Annotated in this window: 13 protein-coding genes; 3 read left to right on the top strand and 10 right to left on the bottom strand. The window is 74.4% G+C overall.

Annotation, left to right across the window (positions count from 1 at the left end; all coding sequences use genetic code 11):
* Positions 1–61 precede the first annotated feature (61 nt).
* The 7 genes from ACLWS4_RS21205 to pdxH form a co-directional block, all read right to left on the bottom strand.
* Positions 62–247, bottom strand: coding sequence for a hypothetical protein (locus tag ACLWS4_RS21205; RefSeq protein WP_049660424.1), 186 nt, complete (start codon positions 245–247; stop codon positions 62–64).
* Positions 248–573: 326 nt separating this feature from the next.
* Entirely contained in the window at positions 574–1,641 is a 1,068-nt protein-coding gene (locus ACLWS4_RS21210) for an aKG-HExxH-type peptide beta-hydroxylase (RefSeq protein WP_416874910.1), read from the bottom strand.
* A gap of 93 nt (positions 1,642–1,734) precedes the next feature.
* Positions 1,735–2,985 carry an FxsB family cyclophane-forming radical SAM/SPASM peptide maturase gene (locus tag ACLWS4_RS21215; RefSeq protein ID WP_416874911.1) on the bottom strand — a complete coding sequence of 417 codons (1,251 nt, stop codon included), beginning with the start codon at positions 2,983–2,985 and terminating at the stop codon, positions 1,735–1,737.
* A 56-nt stretch (positions 2,986–3,041) separates the two neighbouring features.
* The gene (fxsT, locus tag ACLWS4_RS21220; protein ID WP_049657466.1) at positions 3,042–7,055 is read right to left on the bottom strand and encodes an FxSxx-COOH system tetratricopeptide repeat protein; all 4,014 of its coding nucleotides are present in this window, start codon (positions 7,053–7,055) and stop codon (positions 3,042–3,044) included.
* A complete protein-coding gene (locus tag ACLWS4_RS21225) occupies positions 7,045–8,448 on the bottom strand; it encodes a TIR-like protein FxsC (protein WP_416874912.1) in 1,404 nt (467 codons plus the stop codon). Before ACLWS4_RS21225 ends, fxsT begins: the two co-directional genes overlap by 11 nt.
* A 302-nt stretch (positions 8,449–8,750) precedes the next feature.
* Positions 8,751–8,942 carry an FxSxx-COOH cyclophane-containing RiPP peptide gene (fxsA, locus tag ACLWS4_RS21230; protein WP_049656076.1) on the bottom strand — a complete coding sequence of 64 codons (192 nt, stop codon included), beginning with the start codon at positions 8,940–8,942 and terminating at the stop codon, positions 8,751–8,753.
* Positions 8,943–9,086: 144 nt separating this feature from the next.
* Positions 9,087–9,719, bottom strand: a complete 633-nt coding sequence (gene pdxH / locus ACLWS4_RS21235) for a pyridoxamine 5'-phosphate oxidase (RefSeq protein WP_049656088.1) — start codon at positions 9,717–9,719, stop codon at positions 9,087–9,089.
* 438 nt (positions 9,720–10,157) lie between these two features.
* Between pdxH and ACLWS4_RS21240 the strand changes: the two genes are divergently transcribed.
* Complete coding sequence (locus tag ACLWS4_RS21240) at positions 10,158–11,258, top strand: citrate synthase 2 (RefSeq protein WP_049656080.1); 1,101 nt, start codon at positions 10,158–10,160, stop codon at positions 11,256–11,258.
* Positions 11,259–11,432: 174 nt separating this feature from the next.
* Complete coding sequence (gene serC / locus ACLWS4_RS21245; protein WP_049656082.1) at positions 11,433–12,560, top strand: phosphoserine transaminase; 1,128 nt, start codon at positions 11,433–11,435, stop codon at positions 12,558–12,560.
* 332 nt (positions 12,561–12,892) lie between these two features.
* On the opposite strand, the gene thpR is transcribed toward serC, so the two are convergent.
* A complete protein-coding gene (gene thpR / locus ACLWS4_RS21250) occupies positions 12,893–13,480 on the bottom strand; it encodes an RNA 2',3'-cyclic phosphodiesterase (RefSeq protein WP_416874913.1) in 588 nt (195 codons plus the stop codon).
* 46 nt (positions 13,481–13,526) lie between these two features.
* Between thpR and ACLWS4_RS21255 the strand changes: the two genes are divergently transcribed.
* Entirely contained in the window at positions 13,527–14,045 is a 519-nt protein-coding gene (locus ACLWS4_RS21255) for a GNAT family N-acetyltransferase (protein ID WP_416874914.1), read from the top strand.
* A gap of 75 nt (positions 14,046–14,120) precedes the next feature.
* On the opposite strand, the gene ACLWS4_RS21260 is transcribed toward ACLWS4_RS21255, so the two are convergent.
* Together ACLWS4_RS21260 and ACLWS4_RS21265 are read right to left on the bottom strand one after the other, a co-directional pair.
* Entirely contained in the window at positions 14,121–15,410 is a 1,290-nt protein-coding gene (locus ACLWS4_RS21260; RefSeq protein ID WP_181970645.1) for an MFS transporter, read from the bottom strand.
* Between the two features lie 394 nt (positions 15,411–15,804).
* The gene (locus ACLWS4_RS21265; RefSeq protein ID WP_030235202.1) at positions 15,805–16,239 is read right to left on the bottom strand and encodes a MarR family winged helix-turn-helix transcriptional regulator; all 435 of its coding nucleotides are present in this window, start codon (positions 16,237–16,239) and stop codon (positions 15,805–15,807) included.
* Between the last annotated feature and the right edge of the window lie 75 nt (positions 16,240–16,314).

Genomic DNA, 16,314 nt, shown 5'->3' on the forward strand with positions numbered 1-16,314 from the left:
CGGTTCGCTTCGATCGGCTCGGTCTGCTCGGCCTGGGCTCCGCCGGGAGTTCCGGGCCGGGTCAGATCGAGGAGTTGAAGGCTGCGACCGGCACGAGGCCGGAGTCCGCGCCGGGGAGCGCGCGCTGGAGCCGGGAGGCGAGCTCTTCCGCGCCGAGTGCGGCGAGGTCGGCGAGCGAGGGGCGTTCCGGCGTCTCCTGAGGGTCAGTGAGCTTGCCGGCCGGCCTGGTGCTGGTTACCGGAGTCATATTCGTTTCCTTAGGCGCGGTTAGGACCTGCCGAGGGTGGGTAAGCCCACCCGGTTGCGACCAATGTAGTGCCCGCGAAGACTCCGCGCGGCACCTTGCGGACTCACGTTGGGCTCCCCGGGCTGCCGACGTCGTACGACAGCGCTTTGGGCCCCCAGAATTCACCCGTTCAGCGGTCGCGCACTTCGCCGTGGCGCGCGCCGAAGCGCGTCGCCGTGGCCCGTGCCCGAACAACCACACGGACCAGCCCCTGGTCACACCCCGGGAGTGCCCCGGGAAGCACCGGAACAATCGCCCCGCCGGGCCAAGCATCCGGCAAGCCGGATTCATTCCCCCGGCCCGCCGAGCGCCCGGACGGCCCGCACCAGCTCCCCGGTGAACTCCAGCCCCGCCGCCGTCAGTTCGCCGCAGCTCAGGAGCGTCTCCCCGGCGCTCAGGGTGTGTGTCCGCCAGCGGACGGACTCCCCCCGCGCACGTGCGAGGTCGCCCGCCCCCGCAGCCGCCTCCGCCCGCCAGAAGTCCGCCACCCCCAGGTGCGCGTACGCCCCCTGGAGCAGCGCCCCGGCCGGGCGCGGGTCGGGCCGCCAGGGGGCGTGGTAGGCGGCCGGGCCGTTGGGGCGGTGCAGCGGCACCAGGTCCAGCAGGGCACCGAGTTGGACGTGCAGGAACTCGTGCACCAGGGCCAGCGCCAGCAGCACCGGATCGTCCGGCAGCGAGGCCGCCACCGCGCCGTACGCCCGCCGGGCGGCGGCGCTGACCGCCTCCCCGCCGGGGGCGGGCCGCAGCGGCACGACGGTGGCCACGCAGGCCGCGACGGCCCGTGCGTGGGGGCGGTGGCGGCGCACCAGGATCTCCCAGGCCTCGGCCAACCGCCGCTCCCAGAGGGCGAGTTCCGCACTGCCCAGCGGACCGGCCGGCGGGCGCCCGTAGTCCACCCGGCGCGGACCGGCGTGGTCGAGCGACGGCGCCCAGCGCAGCCCGTCGCACTCCAGCGTGAGGGCCGGGCCCGGGGCCGGGCGGAGGAACTCGCCCAGCCCGCCGAGCGGGACGTCCTCCCCCGCCGCCGCGCCACGCAGGCAGTCGGCCGCCCAGGCGTCCAACTCGGGCCGCAGCAGCACCTCTTCCCAGCGCGCCCGGTCGCTCCGCTGCAGCGCCCGCACCCGGGCGTACGCCTCCCGGTAGCCGTCGTGCCCCGGCACCGCCCGGCGCAGCGCCAGCAGCAGCAGCGCCCGCTTGCTCAACTGCCCGGCGCGCAGCAGCCGGACGGCCTCCGGCCCGCCGCGCGCGCCCGCGACCGCCCGGAACGTCGCCCGGTCCACCCCGTGCCGGGGCAGCCCGTCCGCCCCGCGCGCGACCGGCACCCCGGCCGCCACCACCTCGTCCGTCCCCGCCACCGTTCCTCCTCGTGCGTACGGCCTCCGGCCCGGTCGGCCGGCCCATCGCCCAACCCGCCCCGACCGCGCGCGGTCTCCCCGCGCCGGGACGGATCAGCCGGACGGCGGCCGGGCATGACCCGGACGGGTGAGCCGAGGGGCCCCTCGACGCTCCCGACCCACCGACCCGACCGCCGCCTGCCCGGGCGCCCCCGCCAGCTCCGCCACCCCCGCCCGCAGCCTCCCCGCCATGTGCCGGATCAGCCGGTCCAGGTCCGCGCAGTACACCGACGGCTGCCCGAAGCCGCCCGCCGCGTACCGGTGGGCGTACAGCCCCCCGCCGCAGACCCGGGCCAGCGGGCAGCCGGCGCAGACCGGCCCGAGGCCCGCGAGGCCGCGCTGGCGGGCCCGGAAGGCCGGGTGGGCGCCCGCCCGGGCGAAGCCGTGCCGCCACACGTCCAGACCGGTCCCCGGGGCGCCGTCGTAGGCCACCTTGAGGCTGTCCGCCTGCTCGATCGCCCCGTCCGTCTCGACCACCACCAGGTCGACGGGCGCCAGCCCGACCGCCTCGCTGGCGGCCCGCCCGCCGAGCAGCAGCACCGCCAGCTCCTCGAACAGCCGCACCCCGGTCTCCCGGCGCGGCGCGCCGTACCAGCGGTCGAAGGCGGCGATCAGCCACTCCCCGTACGGCGCGGGCTCCGTGCCCGTCGGCGGCGCGTGCGGCACCGTCCGGGGCGGGGCGCCCGGCGGCGGCTCCCGCCAGGTCGCGTGCGGCAGCAGCAGGTCGAGCCGGGGCGGCGCGAACTCCAGCAGCGCCTCGTAGGTGGCGACCGGGTCGGAGGCCAGGTCGACGACGCACAGCAGGCCGGCGAACAGCTCCCGGTGCCGGTCGGAGCCGAGCAGCCGCACCGCCTCGGCGGTGCGCGCCCAGCTGCCCGCGCCGGAGGGCAGCCGGCGGTGCCGGTCGTGGCCGGCCGGGGTGCCGTCCAGCGAGACCCCGACGGCGACCCGGTGGCGGTGCAGCACGTCGAGCAGTGCCGGTTCGTCCAGCAGCCGCAGCCCGTTGGTCTGCACGGTGAACCGCACCCGGGGCCGGACGGCCGCCAACTCGCCGAGCAGCGCGTCCAGATGGGCCGCGCCGACGAGCAGCGGCTCGCCGCCGTGCAGCACCACGGACACCTCGTCCAGCCCGTGCTCGGCCGCGTGCTCGTCGATCCGCCGGGCGGTGCGGCGGACGGTCGCGAGCTCCATCCGCCGCGGCCGCCCGCGCCAGCTCTGGTCCGCGCCCTCGTACACGTAGCAGTAGTCGCAGGCCAGGTTGCACCGACTGTGGATCTTCAGCAGGAACTGCCGGAACGGCACCATGCCCGTGAGCCTAGGCCACCGGCCCCGGAGCGCGGACCACCGCACCTGACGGCCCGTCACACGTGCGGCGGCTCCACGTCGGAGTCCAGCCGCGTGCCGGCCCGCACCGCGATCGTCGTCGGGTGCTCCTCCCCCAGGGTGACCCGGGCCCGCCGGATGCAGTCCGACCGCAGCTCCGCGGCCCGCTCGGCGTACCCGAGGGCGGCCAGCGACAGCGCGAGGTTGGAGTTGATGCCGATGGCGTCGTAGTGGTCCTGGCCGAGGGCGGCGGTCATCAACGGCTCGGCCTCCAGCTCCAGTTCGAGCGCGGCCTGGAGCTCCCCGGCCAGCGACAGGTCGTTGGCGTGGTTCATCATCGCGATCGGGATGTAGAGGTGGTGGGCGCCGAGGACGCGGCGGAACTGCGCCAGCGTACGGCCGGAGAGCTCGCGCGCCTCCGCCGCGCGCCCCGCCAGCCGCAGGTACACCGAGAGGTTGTTGGCGCCGGCCAGCGTCACCGGGTGGTCCTCGCCCAGGTAGTCGCGGTACCGCAGCAGCGCCCGCTCGGCCAGCGGGATCGCCCGGCCGGTGTCGCCGAGCGCGTTGAGGTCGCTGGCCAGGTTGGTGGCGGCGGCCAGGGTGTCGGGGTGCTCGGCGCCGTTGATGTCCAGGTAGCGCTGGTAGATGTCCTCGTCGATCTCCAGGGCCTCGTGGTACCGGCCGGCCCGGCGCAGCGCCACGGCGAGGTTCTTGCGGGCGCGCAGGGTGTCGGTGTGGCCGTCGCCGATGGTCTGCTGGTAGATCCGGACGGTCTCCTCCAGCAGGTCCAGGGCCTCCCGCAGCCGCCCGGTCTCGCGCAGGTCGCGGGCGTAGTTGGAGGCGGAGGAGAGCGCGTAGAGGCTGTGCGCGCCGAGCGCGTCGCGCTGCTGGAGGTAGTTGCTGCGGTGCCGTTCCAGGGCGGCCCGGCGGTCGCCGGCCAGGTAGTCGGAGACGGCGAGGTTGTTGGTGATCATCAGGGTGCGCGGGTGGTCCGGGCCGAGGGTGCGCCGGGCGGCGTCCAGGGTGCGGCGGTCGAGCGCCCGGGCCTCGTCGTAGCGGCCGAGGAAGCGCAGGTCGGCGCCGAGGCTGTTGGCGACGGCGAGGGTGTGGGAGTGCTCCGGGCCCAGGGTCGCGGTGAAGCGGTCCAGGATGTCCCGGTCCATCTCGTACGCCTCCTGGAGGGCGCCCTGGGAGCGGCGGATGTTGCTCAGCTGGGTGCGCAGCATGAGCGTCTGGGCGTCGTTGTCGACGTCGAAGTCGGGCCCGCCGTAGCCGTCCTGGCGCCAGTGCTCCAGGGTGCGCTCGGCCAGTTCCCGGCCGGACTCGTGCAGGCTGCGCTTCCACTGGTAGCGGACCGAGTCGATGATCCACTGCCGGACGTCCTCGTCGGCGCTGTCGAGCGCCCCGGACGGCCAGAGGTGGGGCAGGAGTTCGGCGTACTCGGCCCAGTTCGCGGGCACGTCCGGGTCGCCGGGGTTGGCGGTGGCGAGCGCGGCGTGGACGACGCCGCGCAGTTCGGCCCGCCGGTCCTCCTCGACCTGGTCCCGCAGCACGGCCTGGACGAGCCGGTGCACGGTGATGGTCTCGCTGCCCTGGTCGGTGCGGGCGAGCCCGAACCGGTTGATGGCGCGCAGGAACTCGCCGATCGCGAGCTTGTCCCGGGGCGCGCGCGGGGGCAGCCGCAGGGCGCGGGTGACGGCCCGGCTGTAGAGCAGCCGCATCGGGATGGCGTCCGGGCCGAAGAAGGCGCAGATCTCCAGGATCTGGGCGGCCGGGGCGTTCATCCGGCGCAGTTCCTCGACCGAGATGCGCCAGGTCGCCGCGGCCGAGTGCGGGTAGTCGGCGGCGCGCAGCCGGGTGCGTTCCAGCATCTCGGTGAGCTCTTCGTCGAGCAGTTCGAGGTAGGTGGCGATCGGCATCGACGTCTCCTGGAGCCAGACGGCGGCCTGGCCGACGGCGAGCGGGAGGTCGCCGAGGCGGTGCGCGACCTGGTCGGCGTCCTCGGAGGAGAGGCCGCCGTTGAAGCGGCGCAGCAGCCGGACGCTCTCCTCGCGGAGGAAGACGTCGACCTCCACCAGGCCGGCGTGCCGGGCCCAGCCCTGGTTGCGGGAGGTGATCAGCACGTGCCCGCCGGAGGAGCCGGCCGGCTGCCAGGGGGCGAGCTCCTCGGGGGTGCCGGCGTTGTCGAAGACGAGCAGCCAGCGGCGGTACGGCTGGCCGCGGCGCAGCGCGTCGAGCACGGTGGCGGCGGTGTGGGCGACGTCGTCGCTGGTGGGCACGCCGAGCCGGGGCGCGAGTTCGGCGAGCTTCTGCGGGATGTTGGCGGGCTCCTCGGCGGGCACCCACCAGACCACGTCGTAGGCGGCCTTGAAGCGGTGCGCGTACTCGGCGGCGATCTGGGACTTGCCGGCGCCGCCGAAGCCGTAGAGCACCTGGCTGAGCACGGCGGCGGGCCCGCCGGTGAAGCGGTTGCGGAGCAGTTCCAGGAGCTTGCCGCGGCCGATGAAGGCCGCGTTGCGCGAGGGCGCGTCCTGGACCTGCGGGGCGGTGCCGGGGAACCGCGCCGGGGCGGCGAACTCCCCGCTGTCGGTGTCGGACTGGCGGCTGCTGCCGGGCGGCGGGCCGAGTTCGGCGTAGAGCTGGGACTCGGCGCCGACCGCGGAGGAGCGGACCAGGTCGGGCGCGGGCTGCCCGGCGAACGGGCGGGGCACCGGCTCGTCCGAGTCCTGGAGCCGGAAGGCGACCAACGCCGGTGAGCCGGAGGCCAGTTCGCGCCCCTGGAGGAGCTGCCAGACCTCGGCGGCCCGGGGCAGCGCGGTGTACTCGGGCGAGAGCAGCGCGAGCAGCCGGCCCTGGCCGTCGACCGGCCCGGCGACCTCGGGCGGCCGGGAGCCGGAGTACGGTTCGGCGGCGCTGTGCAGGGAGGTCTGGTAGCCGAAGCGGGTGAGCGTCCCGGCGGCCCACTCGGCCCACATCCGGTCCTCGGGCGCGTAGCTGACGAACACCTGGCGCGGCACCGCGCGGGCGGAGCGCAGGTAGGCGCCGTACAGCCGGCGGCGGGCCTCGGCGGTGAGCGGGCGCAGGGTGCGGACCCGGCCGTCGGTGATCCAACCGGCCAGCCGTTCGAAGGCGTTGAGCAGGCTGCGGGCCTCCTGCGGCCGGTCGGCGACGGTGGCGGGCACCTCCTCGTAGGCGTAGAAGGGCTTGTACGGCACCTCGACGTCGGCCCAGTAGGCGGCCCGGCGGTCGCCGGCCAGCCAGCGGCCGAGGTAGGGGGCGAAGGCCTCGCGGGCGTAGTCGCGGCCGGCCTCCAGGCGCTCCTGCTCGGCGTCCTCGACCCGCATCGGCACCGGCAGGACCCGGATCGCCCGTTCCTCGGCCTCGGCGATGGCGCGGGCGGCGTCGACGCCGCCGCGGATGTTCTGGACGCTGAAGGTGAAGCAGTCCACCACGGTGTCGGGCATCAGGACGGTGCAGATGCCGGAGGTGTCGCTGACGCCGGTGCGGCTGTCGATGAGCACGTAGTCGTAGCCGCGGGCCCAGCGTTCGCGCAGCTCGCGCAGGAACTCGCCGCCGCGGATGTCCCGGCCGTAGTAGAAGCTGCGCCAGTTGAAGCTGGTGACGGCCGCGCCGTAGGCGGCGTTCTGCCGGCCGGCGGGAAGGAAGTCGAGCCGGCCGCCGGGCGGCAGGTCGAGGGCGAGGCCGCAGACGTAGCCGTCCAGGCGCCCGGGCTCGTCCAGCCAGTCGGCCGGGGACTGCCCGACCGGCCCGGTGGCGGAGGGCAGCGCCTGCTTGACGTAGGAGCGCAGCAGGTCGATCAGGCCGTCGGTGGAGTGCAGTTCCGGGTCGACCAGCAGCGGGTGGTAGTACCGGTGGAGGCCGGGCGCCTCCAGGTCCCAGTCGACGACCAGGACGCGCAGGCCGCGGCTGGCGAGGATCCAGCCGACGTTGGCGAGCGCCATGGTGCGGCCGGTGCCGCCCTTGAAGGAGTAGAACGTGACGACCGATCCCGGTCCGCCGCGCTCCGGCTCCGCGCCGGGCTCAGTGGTCATCGTGCTTCTCCCCCCTCAGCGGGGCGGCGGTGTCCTTGCCCCGGCTCTGGTGCGGCAGGTCCGTGGAACCCGGGAGGCCCCGGTCGGTGCGTGCGGGCCCCTGGCGGGGCCCCGGCGGTCCGGCCGGGATGGCCAGTCCGGGCATCGCCGGGCCGGCGTCCGGGCCGCCGCCCGGACCGAAGCCGAAGGCGCCGCCGCCATCGTCCCCCCAATCCAGGTTGTCGTCCATGAGCTTGTTCTGGGCGACCGTCACCATGATGGTGAGGTCGCTGTCGAAGCTCTCCCGGCTCACTTTGACCCGGAACAAGTGCTCCAGGTCGCTCCGGCGCAGCCAGTTGCGCCGGAAGACGTCGCGCACGCCCGCCCAGAGCGCGTCGCGCTCCGGCCCGTCGGCCGGGTCGTCGCTGCCGGCGGGCACCATCACGCCGGTGACCGGGTGGTTCTGCTCGTCGTACGCGCGCAGCGCGGAGCGGTACCGCTCACCGCCGGCCACCCACGGGTCCACCAGCAGGATGCTCACCTGGCTGTCCTCGCGGGCCTGGTCGAGCTTCTCGGCGAGGGCGGTGTCGACCTCCTCCAGCGTGGTGGTGTGCCCGGCGCCGGTGATCACCTGCTGGGCGCGGGCCGCCAGGGACGGCTGGACGGGCGGGTGGTACGGCGCCCAGTGCCACGGCTTGGCGCCGTACCAGCCACCCGCGCGGGAGCCGCCCGCGGCCGCCTCCGGGGCCCGGCCGGCCGCGATGAACAGCCGCACCATCCCGGGGCTGGAGGCCACCGGCGGCGCCGCCGGGGGCGGGAAGTAGCCGCGTACGGCGCCGAGGTCGAACTCGGGCAGCACGCCGAGCCGGCGCGCGGCCGCGTCCCGGACCCGCTCCGCGACCACCCGGACGACCTGCTCGTACGCCCCGCCCTGCGCGGTGCGCAGCAGGGCCCGCAGGCCGTACCGGGCGTAGGCCTCGCCCATGTCCGGCTGGGCCCACTGGATCTTGTTCACCTCGTCGGCCAGGCCGCCCGGCTCGACGGGCTCCCAGAGCACCGGGACGAGCGCCGGGATGAGCTCCCCGGTGTCCTCGTGGTGGCGCCGGACCCGGCCGCGGAAGGCGGTCCACTCCTTGCCGCAGTAGAGGCTGGCGAAGTAGGCCGGGGAGTAGAGCGCGACCATGGTCCGGCTGCGGCCGAGCATCGTCGCCAGCTTCTCCGCCCAGTCGTCGCCCAGCCGCAGCCGCTCGGTGTCCCGGTAGGCCAGCTCCTCGATGCGCACGCCCGTACCGACCAGCCGGCCGAGCTCGTCCCGCAGGTCGTTGAAGAACTGGTTGACGAAGGCGTCCTCGGCCTCGTAGTCCCGACGCGCGTAGCTGAAGAAGAAGTACGGCCGGTGCTGTTCGTGCTCCATCACCTGTTCCCCCCGTGCCCGACGGTCCGCGACGGCGCTGGTTTCATACCCCAGCATGTCGCGAACTCCACCGCCAGTGCAGGGGAGTTGGGGGATTCGGCGGCCGCGTGGGGTTTAGCCGGTGGCCAGGCGCACTCCCCCGGCCGGGGGCGCTCCGGCGCTCGGGGGCGCGCCAGCGGGGGCGCGGGCGCCCGTCGGGCCCGACACGCCGGAGGAGGGGCGCGGACGGTGAACGGAGGGCGCGGACGCCGGGCGGGGGCGCGGGCGCGCCGGGCGGCGCGCACCGGGCAGTGCGCGGCGCGCTACCGGTCGAGCGCCGACTGGAAGGCGGCGAGCGGCTCCGCGCCGGGGGTCAGGGCGTCCGCGACCACCCGGCGCAGCAGGTCGCCGAGGACGGTGTCGGGCAGGGCGTCGAGTTCGTCGAGCGGCAGGGCGGCGACGTCGACCAGGTCAGAGCCGAGTCCAGCGGCGGTTTCCGCACCGGTGACGCCCATCAGTCCCTCACTCGATCGTGTCGGCACAGCGGGCTGCCGGCCGCAAGTGCATCGACCCAGGTCCGCGACGGGCATCCTACACCCGGGGGATGACGGTCCATCAGCTCCGCGCGGGCGCCGCGCGGAGCCCGTGGGCCGAACGGATCACGGGCAGAGCCGCTCCACCCGCCACCCCGTCGGGCTGGACGGGTCGGCGACGTAGCGGAGCCGGTCGTGCAGCCGGTTCTCCCGGCCCTGCCAGAACTCGACGCTCCGCGGGACCACCCGGTACCCGCCCCAGAACGGCGGGACGGGCACGCCCTCGCCCTCCGGGTAGCGGCGCTCCAGCTCGGCGTACCGCTGTTCGAGGACCTCCCGGCCGCCGACCGGGCTGGACTGCTCGCTGGCCCAGGCACCCAGCTGGGAGCCGTGCGGGCGGGTGCGGAAGTAGGCCGCGGTCTCGTCCCGGCCGACCTTCTCCACCCGGCCCTGGACGATCACCTGGCGGGCCAGCGCGATCCACGGGAACAGCAGCCCGGCATGCGGGTTGGCGGCCAGCTCGGAGCCCTTGCGGGAGCCGTAGTTGGTGAAGAACACGAAGCCGCGCAGGTCGTAGCCCTTGAGCAGGACGGTGCGCGAGCTGGGCCGCCCCTCGGCGTCGGCGGTGGAGAGCACCATCGCGTTGGGCTCCACCACCCCGGCGTCGTCGGCGTCGTGGAACCAGCGGGTGAACTGGCCGATCGGCTCGGGCGCGAGCTGCTCCTCGACCAGGCCCTCGTGGCTGTAGTGCTTGCGCATCACGGTGAGGTCCGGGCCGGGGCGGGCCTCGTCGGCCAGGGTCCGGTTGGCGGGGCTCGGGGGCGTCGACTGGGCGCGATCCGGGGTCTGCACGCCAACATCATCCCGTACGACAAGCAGCGGGCACCGCTACCTCCGGACAAACCCCGGTGGGAGATCAGGTGACCCTCCACCGCTCGGCCGCCCGCCCTGCGGGGAATTGTCCGGAACCGGACGTTTGCTTCCGGCGATTCCAGGGGTTCCGGGAGCGCCACGGGCCCGGCCGGCCCCTCCGACGGGGAAAGTCAAACGGGTCGACGGGAAACATCACCATGGTGGTGTATGGCGCAATGCACCCCGTGCCTGTCACCCTGGCACCGAGTGCCAAACACCATTCGGTCACTGGCGCGCCGCCCCACCACGGCGGAGCGCCGATCACAGAACTGAGGGAGCCGTCGCATGTCCGATTTCGTACCCGGGCTTGAGGGAGTCGTCGCGTTCGAGAGCGAGATCGCCGAACCCGACCGTGAGGGCGGCGCCCTGCGGTACCGCGGTGTCGACATCGACGACCTGGTGGGCAGCGTCTCCTTCGGCCACGTCTGGGGCCTGCTGGTGGACGGCAAGTTCAACCCCGGCCTGCCGGCCGCGGAGCCGTTCCCGATCCCGGTGCACTCCGGCGACATCCGGGTCGACGTGCAGTCGGCGCTCGCCATGCTCGCCCCGGTCTGGGGCCTCAAGCCGCTGCTGGACATCGACGCCGAGCAGGCCCGCGACGACCTCGCCCGGGCCGCCGTGATGGCACTCTCCTACGTCGCCCAGTCGGCCCGCGGCCAGGGCCTGCCGATGGTCCCGCAGAGCGAGATCGACAAGGCCGAGACGGTCGTCGAGCGGTTCATGATCCGCTGGCGCGGCGAGCCGGACCCGAAGCACGTCAAGGCCGTCGACGCCTACTGGACCTCCGCCGCCGAGCACGGCATGAACGCCTCCACCTTCACCGCCCGGGTCATCGCCTCCACCGGCGCCGACGTCGCGGCCGCGCTCTCCGGCGCGGTCGGCGCGATGTCCGGCCCGCTGCACGGCGGCGCGCCGTCCCGCGTGCTCGGCATGATCGAGGAGATCGAGCGCACCGGCGACGCCACCGCCTGGGTCAAGAACGCCCTGGACAAGGGCGAGCGCCTGATGGGCTTCGGCCACCGCGTCTACCGCGCCGAGGACCCGCGCGCCCGGGTGCTGCGCCGCACCGCCAAGGAGCTCGGCGCGCCGCGCTTCGAGGTCGCCGAGGCGCTGGAGAAGGCCGCGCTGGAGGAGCTGCACAACCGCCGCCCCGACCGCGTGCTGGCCACCAACGTCGAGTTCTGGGCCGCCATCATGCTGGACTTCGCCGAGGTCCCGGCGCACATGTTCACCTCGATGTTCACCTGCGCCCGGACGGCCGGCTGGTCGGCGCACATCCTGGAGCAGAAGCGCACGGGCCGGCTCGTGCGCCCCTCCGCGCGCTACATCGGCCCCGGCCCGCGCCGCCCCGAGGAGATCGAGGGCTGGGACGCCATCGCCCGCTGACCCCCGGTCGGCGAATACCGGACGAGCGTCCGGTCAGTGCCCCTGAGCAGCGGGTCCGGCTCCGGCCGGGCCCGCTGCCGCACGTTTCCGGGCGGCTCCCCGAGCAGCCGTGACCGCGGTCTCAGCGGGCGGACGGCCGTACCCCGCCGGGCCCCCGGCCGGTAGGCTGCGCGCGTGGCTCAGATCCAGATCCCCGCTGACATCAAGCCCGCAGACGGCCGTTTCGGCTGCGGACCGTCCAAGGTGCGCCCCGAGGCCCTGAGTGCCCTCGCCGCCACCCAGACCTCCCTGCTCGGCACCTCGCACCGCCAGGCCCCGGTCAAGAACGTGGTCAAGCGCGTGCGCGAGGGCGTGAGCAGCCTGTTCTCGCTGCCGGACGGCTACCAGGTCGTCCTCGGCAACGGCGGCTCCACCGCCTTCTGGGACATCGCCGCCTTCGGCCTGGTGCGGGAGAAGTCCCAGCACCTGGACTTCGGCGAGTTCTCCTCGAAGTTCGCCTCCTCGGTCAAGGCCGCGCCGTGGCTCGGCGAGCCGACCGTGATCAAGACCGCCCCGGGCACCCACCCGCTGCCGGTCGCCGAGGCCGGCGTGGACGTCTACGGGCTCACCCACAACGAGACCTCGACCGGCGTCGCGATGCCGATCGCGCGCCCGGCCGGCGCCGACGAGGGCTCGCTGGTCCTCGTGGACGCCACCTCGGGCGCCGGCGGCCTGCCGGTGGACATCACCGAGACGGACGTCTACTACTTCGCCCCGCAGAAGTCCTTCGCCTCCGAGGGCGGCCTGTGGCTGGCCACCTTCTCCCCGGCCGCCCTGGAGCGCGCCGCCGAGATCGCCGCCTCCGGCCGCTACATCCCGCCGTTCTTCTCGCTGCCGACGGCCATCGACAACTCGTCGAAGGACCAGACGTACAACACCCCGTCGCTCTCCACCCTCTTCCTGCTGGCCGACCAGCTGGAGTGGCTGAACGGCAACGGCGGGCTGGACTGGGCGGTCGCCCGCACCGCCGACTCCTCGTCCCGGCTGTACTCCTGGGCCGAGAAGTCCCCGTTCGCCACCCCCTTCGTGGCGAACCCGGCCGAGCGCTCCCAGGTGGTCGGCACCATCGACTTCGACGAGTCGGTGGACGCCGCCGCGGTCGCCAAGGCACTGCGTGCCAACGGCATCGTGGACACCGAGCCGTACCGCAAGCTGGGCCGCAACCAGCTGCGCATCGCGATGTTCCCGGCGATCGACCCGGCGGACGTCGAGGCGCTCACCCACTGCGTCGACTACGTGGTCGAGCAGCTCGCGCAGGTCTGACCCGGTCCCCCGAGGACACGGCCGAGGGCCACCGCCGACGGGCGGTGGCCCTCTCGCCGTTCCCGGGGTGCTGGGGCGTGTCTGTGCCCGGACGGGCCTCCGGCAGGTTCAGGCAGCCCTCGGACGGGCCTCAGGCAGGCCTCAGCGGCCGACCAGTGAGCTGATCAGCACGACGACCAGCATCAGCACCAGGGTGCCGGAGACGATGCGCATACGAGTCTTGGGATCCACGGTCAACGAGCGTACCTCCGGCTCACCCCGGACTCCGCCGGGCCCCTGCCCCACCGCCCCCACGGCCCGCCCCGCGGCGCTCAGCGCTCAGCGCTCAGCGCTCAGCCCCAGTCGGCCAGCGCCCAGGTGCGCAGCGTCACGTAGCGCGCGGAGCCGCCGCCCGGGTCGCTGCGCACCAGGTGCAGCTCGGCGGCCTCCCACTCCGGCCCCCGGTAGTCGGCCAGCGCCGCCACCAGGCCGTCCAGCTCGGCCGCCGCGACCCGCTGCACGGCCCGCCGGTGCCCGCGCGAGGAGCCCGCCCGGGCGAGGGTGAGGTGCGGGTGGAAGGCGAAGTCGTCGGTCGCCCCGGTGACCTCGGCGGTGGCCTCCGTGACGGCCTCGGCCAGCCTGCGCAGCGCCCAGGCCTGGCCCTCGACCCCGGCCCAGAGCACCCGGTCGCCGAACCGCCCCGCGCCCGCGATCCGCAGCTGGTGCACCGGGTTGACCTCGGCGACGGCGGCCAGGCCCGCCGCCAGCTCCGGCAGCCGCTCGGCGGCCACCTCACCCAGGAAGGCCAGGGTCAGGTGCCGGCCCTCGGCGCCGGTCCAGCGCAGCCGCTCCGCCCCCGGCAGCTCCCGCAGCGGCGCGACCGCGTCCGCGAGCCCCTGCAGCGCCTCGGTCGTCGGCAGCACCGCCACGAACAACCTCATGGATCAATCTTCCCGCGCCCGGCCGTCTGGGGTAGAACGGTCTTCCATGAAGATCCGCAACGGGGGGTCCGCGGACGTCCCCGACATCCTGTCCCTGCTCGACGGCGCCGTCTCCTGGCTGACCGCCCAGGGCCGTACCGGCCAGTGGGGCGACCAGCCGTTCAGCACCAACCAGGCCCGGATCGACCAGGTCTCCTCGTACGCCGAGGAGCCGTTCCTGATCCGCCTCGCCGTGGACGAGGACGGCCGTACGGTCGGCTGCTGCGTGGTCTCCGAGGACCGCGGCCGGTGGATCCCCGCCGTGGACGAGCGCGAGCTGTACGTCCGCAACCTGGTCACCGACCGCACCCGCAAGGGCTCCGGCATCGGCGCCGCGCTGATCGCCGACGCGATCGAGGAGGCCCGCCGGCGCGGCATCGGCCTGCTCCGGGTGGACTGCTACGGCGGCGCCGACCGCAAGCTGGTCGGGCTCTACCGGGCGCTCGGCTTCACCGAGACCGTGACGTTCGAGGTCGAGCAGCCGCACGGCCTCTGGCCCGGCCAGGTGCTGGCCATCCGGCTCTGACCCGTCCTGCCCTGAACCGTCCGGGCTCCTGAACCATCCGGGCCCCCGGGGCACTCCCGGGGGCCTGACACGGCATCAGCAGGCCGCCGCCAGCTCCGACTTGCTCGCCGCACCGGTCCGCGGCACGAAGGCCACCACCCGGCCGCCGCGGCCCGGGTGCAGGTCGAACCGCACCCGCAGGTCCGCGCTGCGGGCCAGCACCAGGCCGACCGCGCCGGCCGCCGCCGCGGACACCAGTCCGCAGGCCAGCAGGCCGAGCCGGGGCCCGTACGAGGCGGTCACCCAGCCGACGACCGGGGCGCCGATCGGCGTGCCGCCGGTGAAGACCAGCACCAGCAGGCCCATCACCCGGCCGCGCATCTCGGGGTCGGTGGACAACTGCAGCATGGAGTTGACGGAGGTGTTGAAGCTCAGCCCGAACACCCCGATGAGCATCAGCAGCAGCGCGAAGGTCCAGTAGTCGGGCGCGAACGCGGCGACCACCTCCAGCGCTCCGAAGGCCAGCGCCGCGCCGACCAGCCGGCGCAGTCGCGGCACGCCCCGGCGGGCGGCGAGCAGCGCACCCGCCAGCGAGCCGATCGCCATCGCGGTGTTCAGCAGGCCGTACTGGCCGGCGCCCACCTTGAAGGTGTCGTACGCGAAACCGGAGAGCAGCGTCGGGAAGTTGAAGCCGAAGGTGCCGATGAACCCGGCCAGCACCATCGGCCAGAGCAGCTCGGGCCGCTCCTTGACGTACCGCAGGCCCTCGCGCAACTGCCCCCTCTCGCGGGCGATCGGCGCGGTCGGGCGCAGTTCGGACTCCCGCATCGCGAGCAGCCCGCCGATCACGGCGGCGAAGGACAGCGCGTTGACGGCGAACGCCCAGCCGCTGCCGACCGCGGCGATCAGCAGGCCCGCGACGGCGGGGCCGACCAGCCGGGCGGTCTGGAAGTTGGCGGCGTTCAGGCTGACGGCGTTGGCGAGGTCCTTCGGTCCGACCATCTCGGAGACGAAGGCCTGCCGGGTCGGGTTGTCCACCACGGTGACCAGGCCGAGCAGCAGCGCGAAGGCGTACACGTAGTACGGCGTCACCACGCCGCCGACGGTCAGCACCGCGAGGCCGGCGGCCAGCAGGCCCATCGCGCCCTGGGTGTAGATCAGCAGCCGGCGCTTGGGCATCCGGTCGGCGAGCACGCCGCCGAACAGTCCGAGCAGCAGCATCGGCAGGAACTGCATGGCGGTGGTGATGCCGACCGCGAGCGGGCTGCCGGTGAGGCTCAGCACCAGCCAGTCCTGGGCGATGCGCTGCATCCAGGTGCCGGTGTTGGACACCACCTGGCCGGCGAAGTAGTAGCGGTAGTTGCGAACGCGAAGGGAGGAGAACATCCCCCCGGGCCTCGTGAAGCGGGCGCCTGTGGGAGATGTGGCCGATCGGGATCGGCCGGGAGCGGCGGGGTCCGCCGCGGTGCGTTCGTCGGGGTCGTCGTCGCCGTTGCCGGGCAGTCCCGTGGGGGCGGGTGCCTGGGCTTCGGCGGCCGCGGCACTGGCCGCGGCGGGGTCGGTGGTGGGCTCGTCGGTGCGGATGGCGGCGCTGGCTGCGGCCGTCGGTGTCACGTTGGTCTCCCCTCGCGGCGCGACGGCCATGGCGGTGGCCGTCGCGCTCCTGGTGTCGGTGGTCGGTCCTGCGGTGATGCGGGCTCCTTGTTCTCCCGGCGGCCGGCCGGGGTCGGTGTGCCTCAGAGGTGTACGAGCTGCGGCCGTACGGACCGCGGGTGTACGGCTACAGGTGTGCGAGCTTGTAGAGCACGGGCGCGGCCTCCCTGAGGACGGCCCACTCCTCCTCGTCGAGCCCCTGGGCGAGCTCGGCGAGCCAGACGTTCCGGCGCCGACGACTCTCCGCGAGGATCGTCTCGGCCTGCTCGGTGCTGCTGACGACCACCTGTCGGCGGTCCTCGGGGTGCGGTTCGCGCCGCACCAGCCCCTTCTCCTCCAGCATCGCGACGATCCTGGTCATCGAAGGAGGCTGCACGTGCTCCTTCCGGGCGAGCTCACCCGGCGTCGCCTTCCCGCACCGGGCGAGGGTGCCCAGCACTCCCATCTCGGTGGGACTCAGCGACTCCTCCACCCTCTGGTGTTTGAGTCGTCGGGAGAGGCGCATCGTGGACGATCGCAGCTGACTGATCGCTGCGAGGTCCTGCTCGGACATCTCGGGCATCTCTTTAGCTTACGTCATTACTCTCGCTAAGGAAAATGAGATCCGCCGCCGTGCCGGAGGGTCACCCCGGTGCCA

The sequence above is a fragment of the Kitasatospora sp. SC0581 genome (assembly GCF_048159585.1).
GTDB lineage: Bacteria > Actinomycetota > Actinomycetes > Streptomycetales > Streptomycetaceae > Kitasatospora.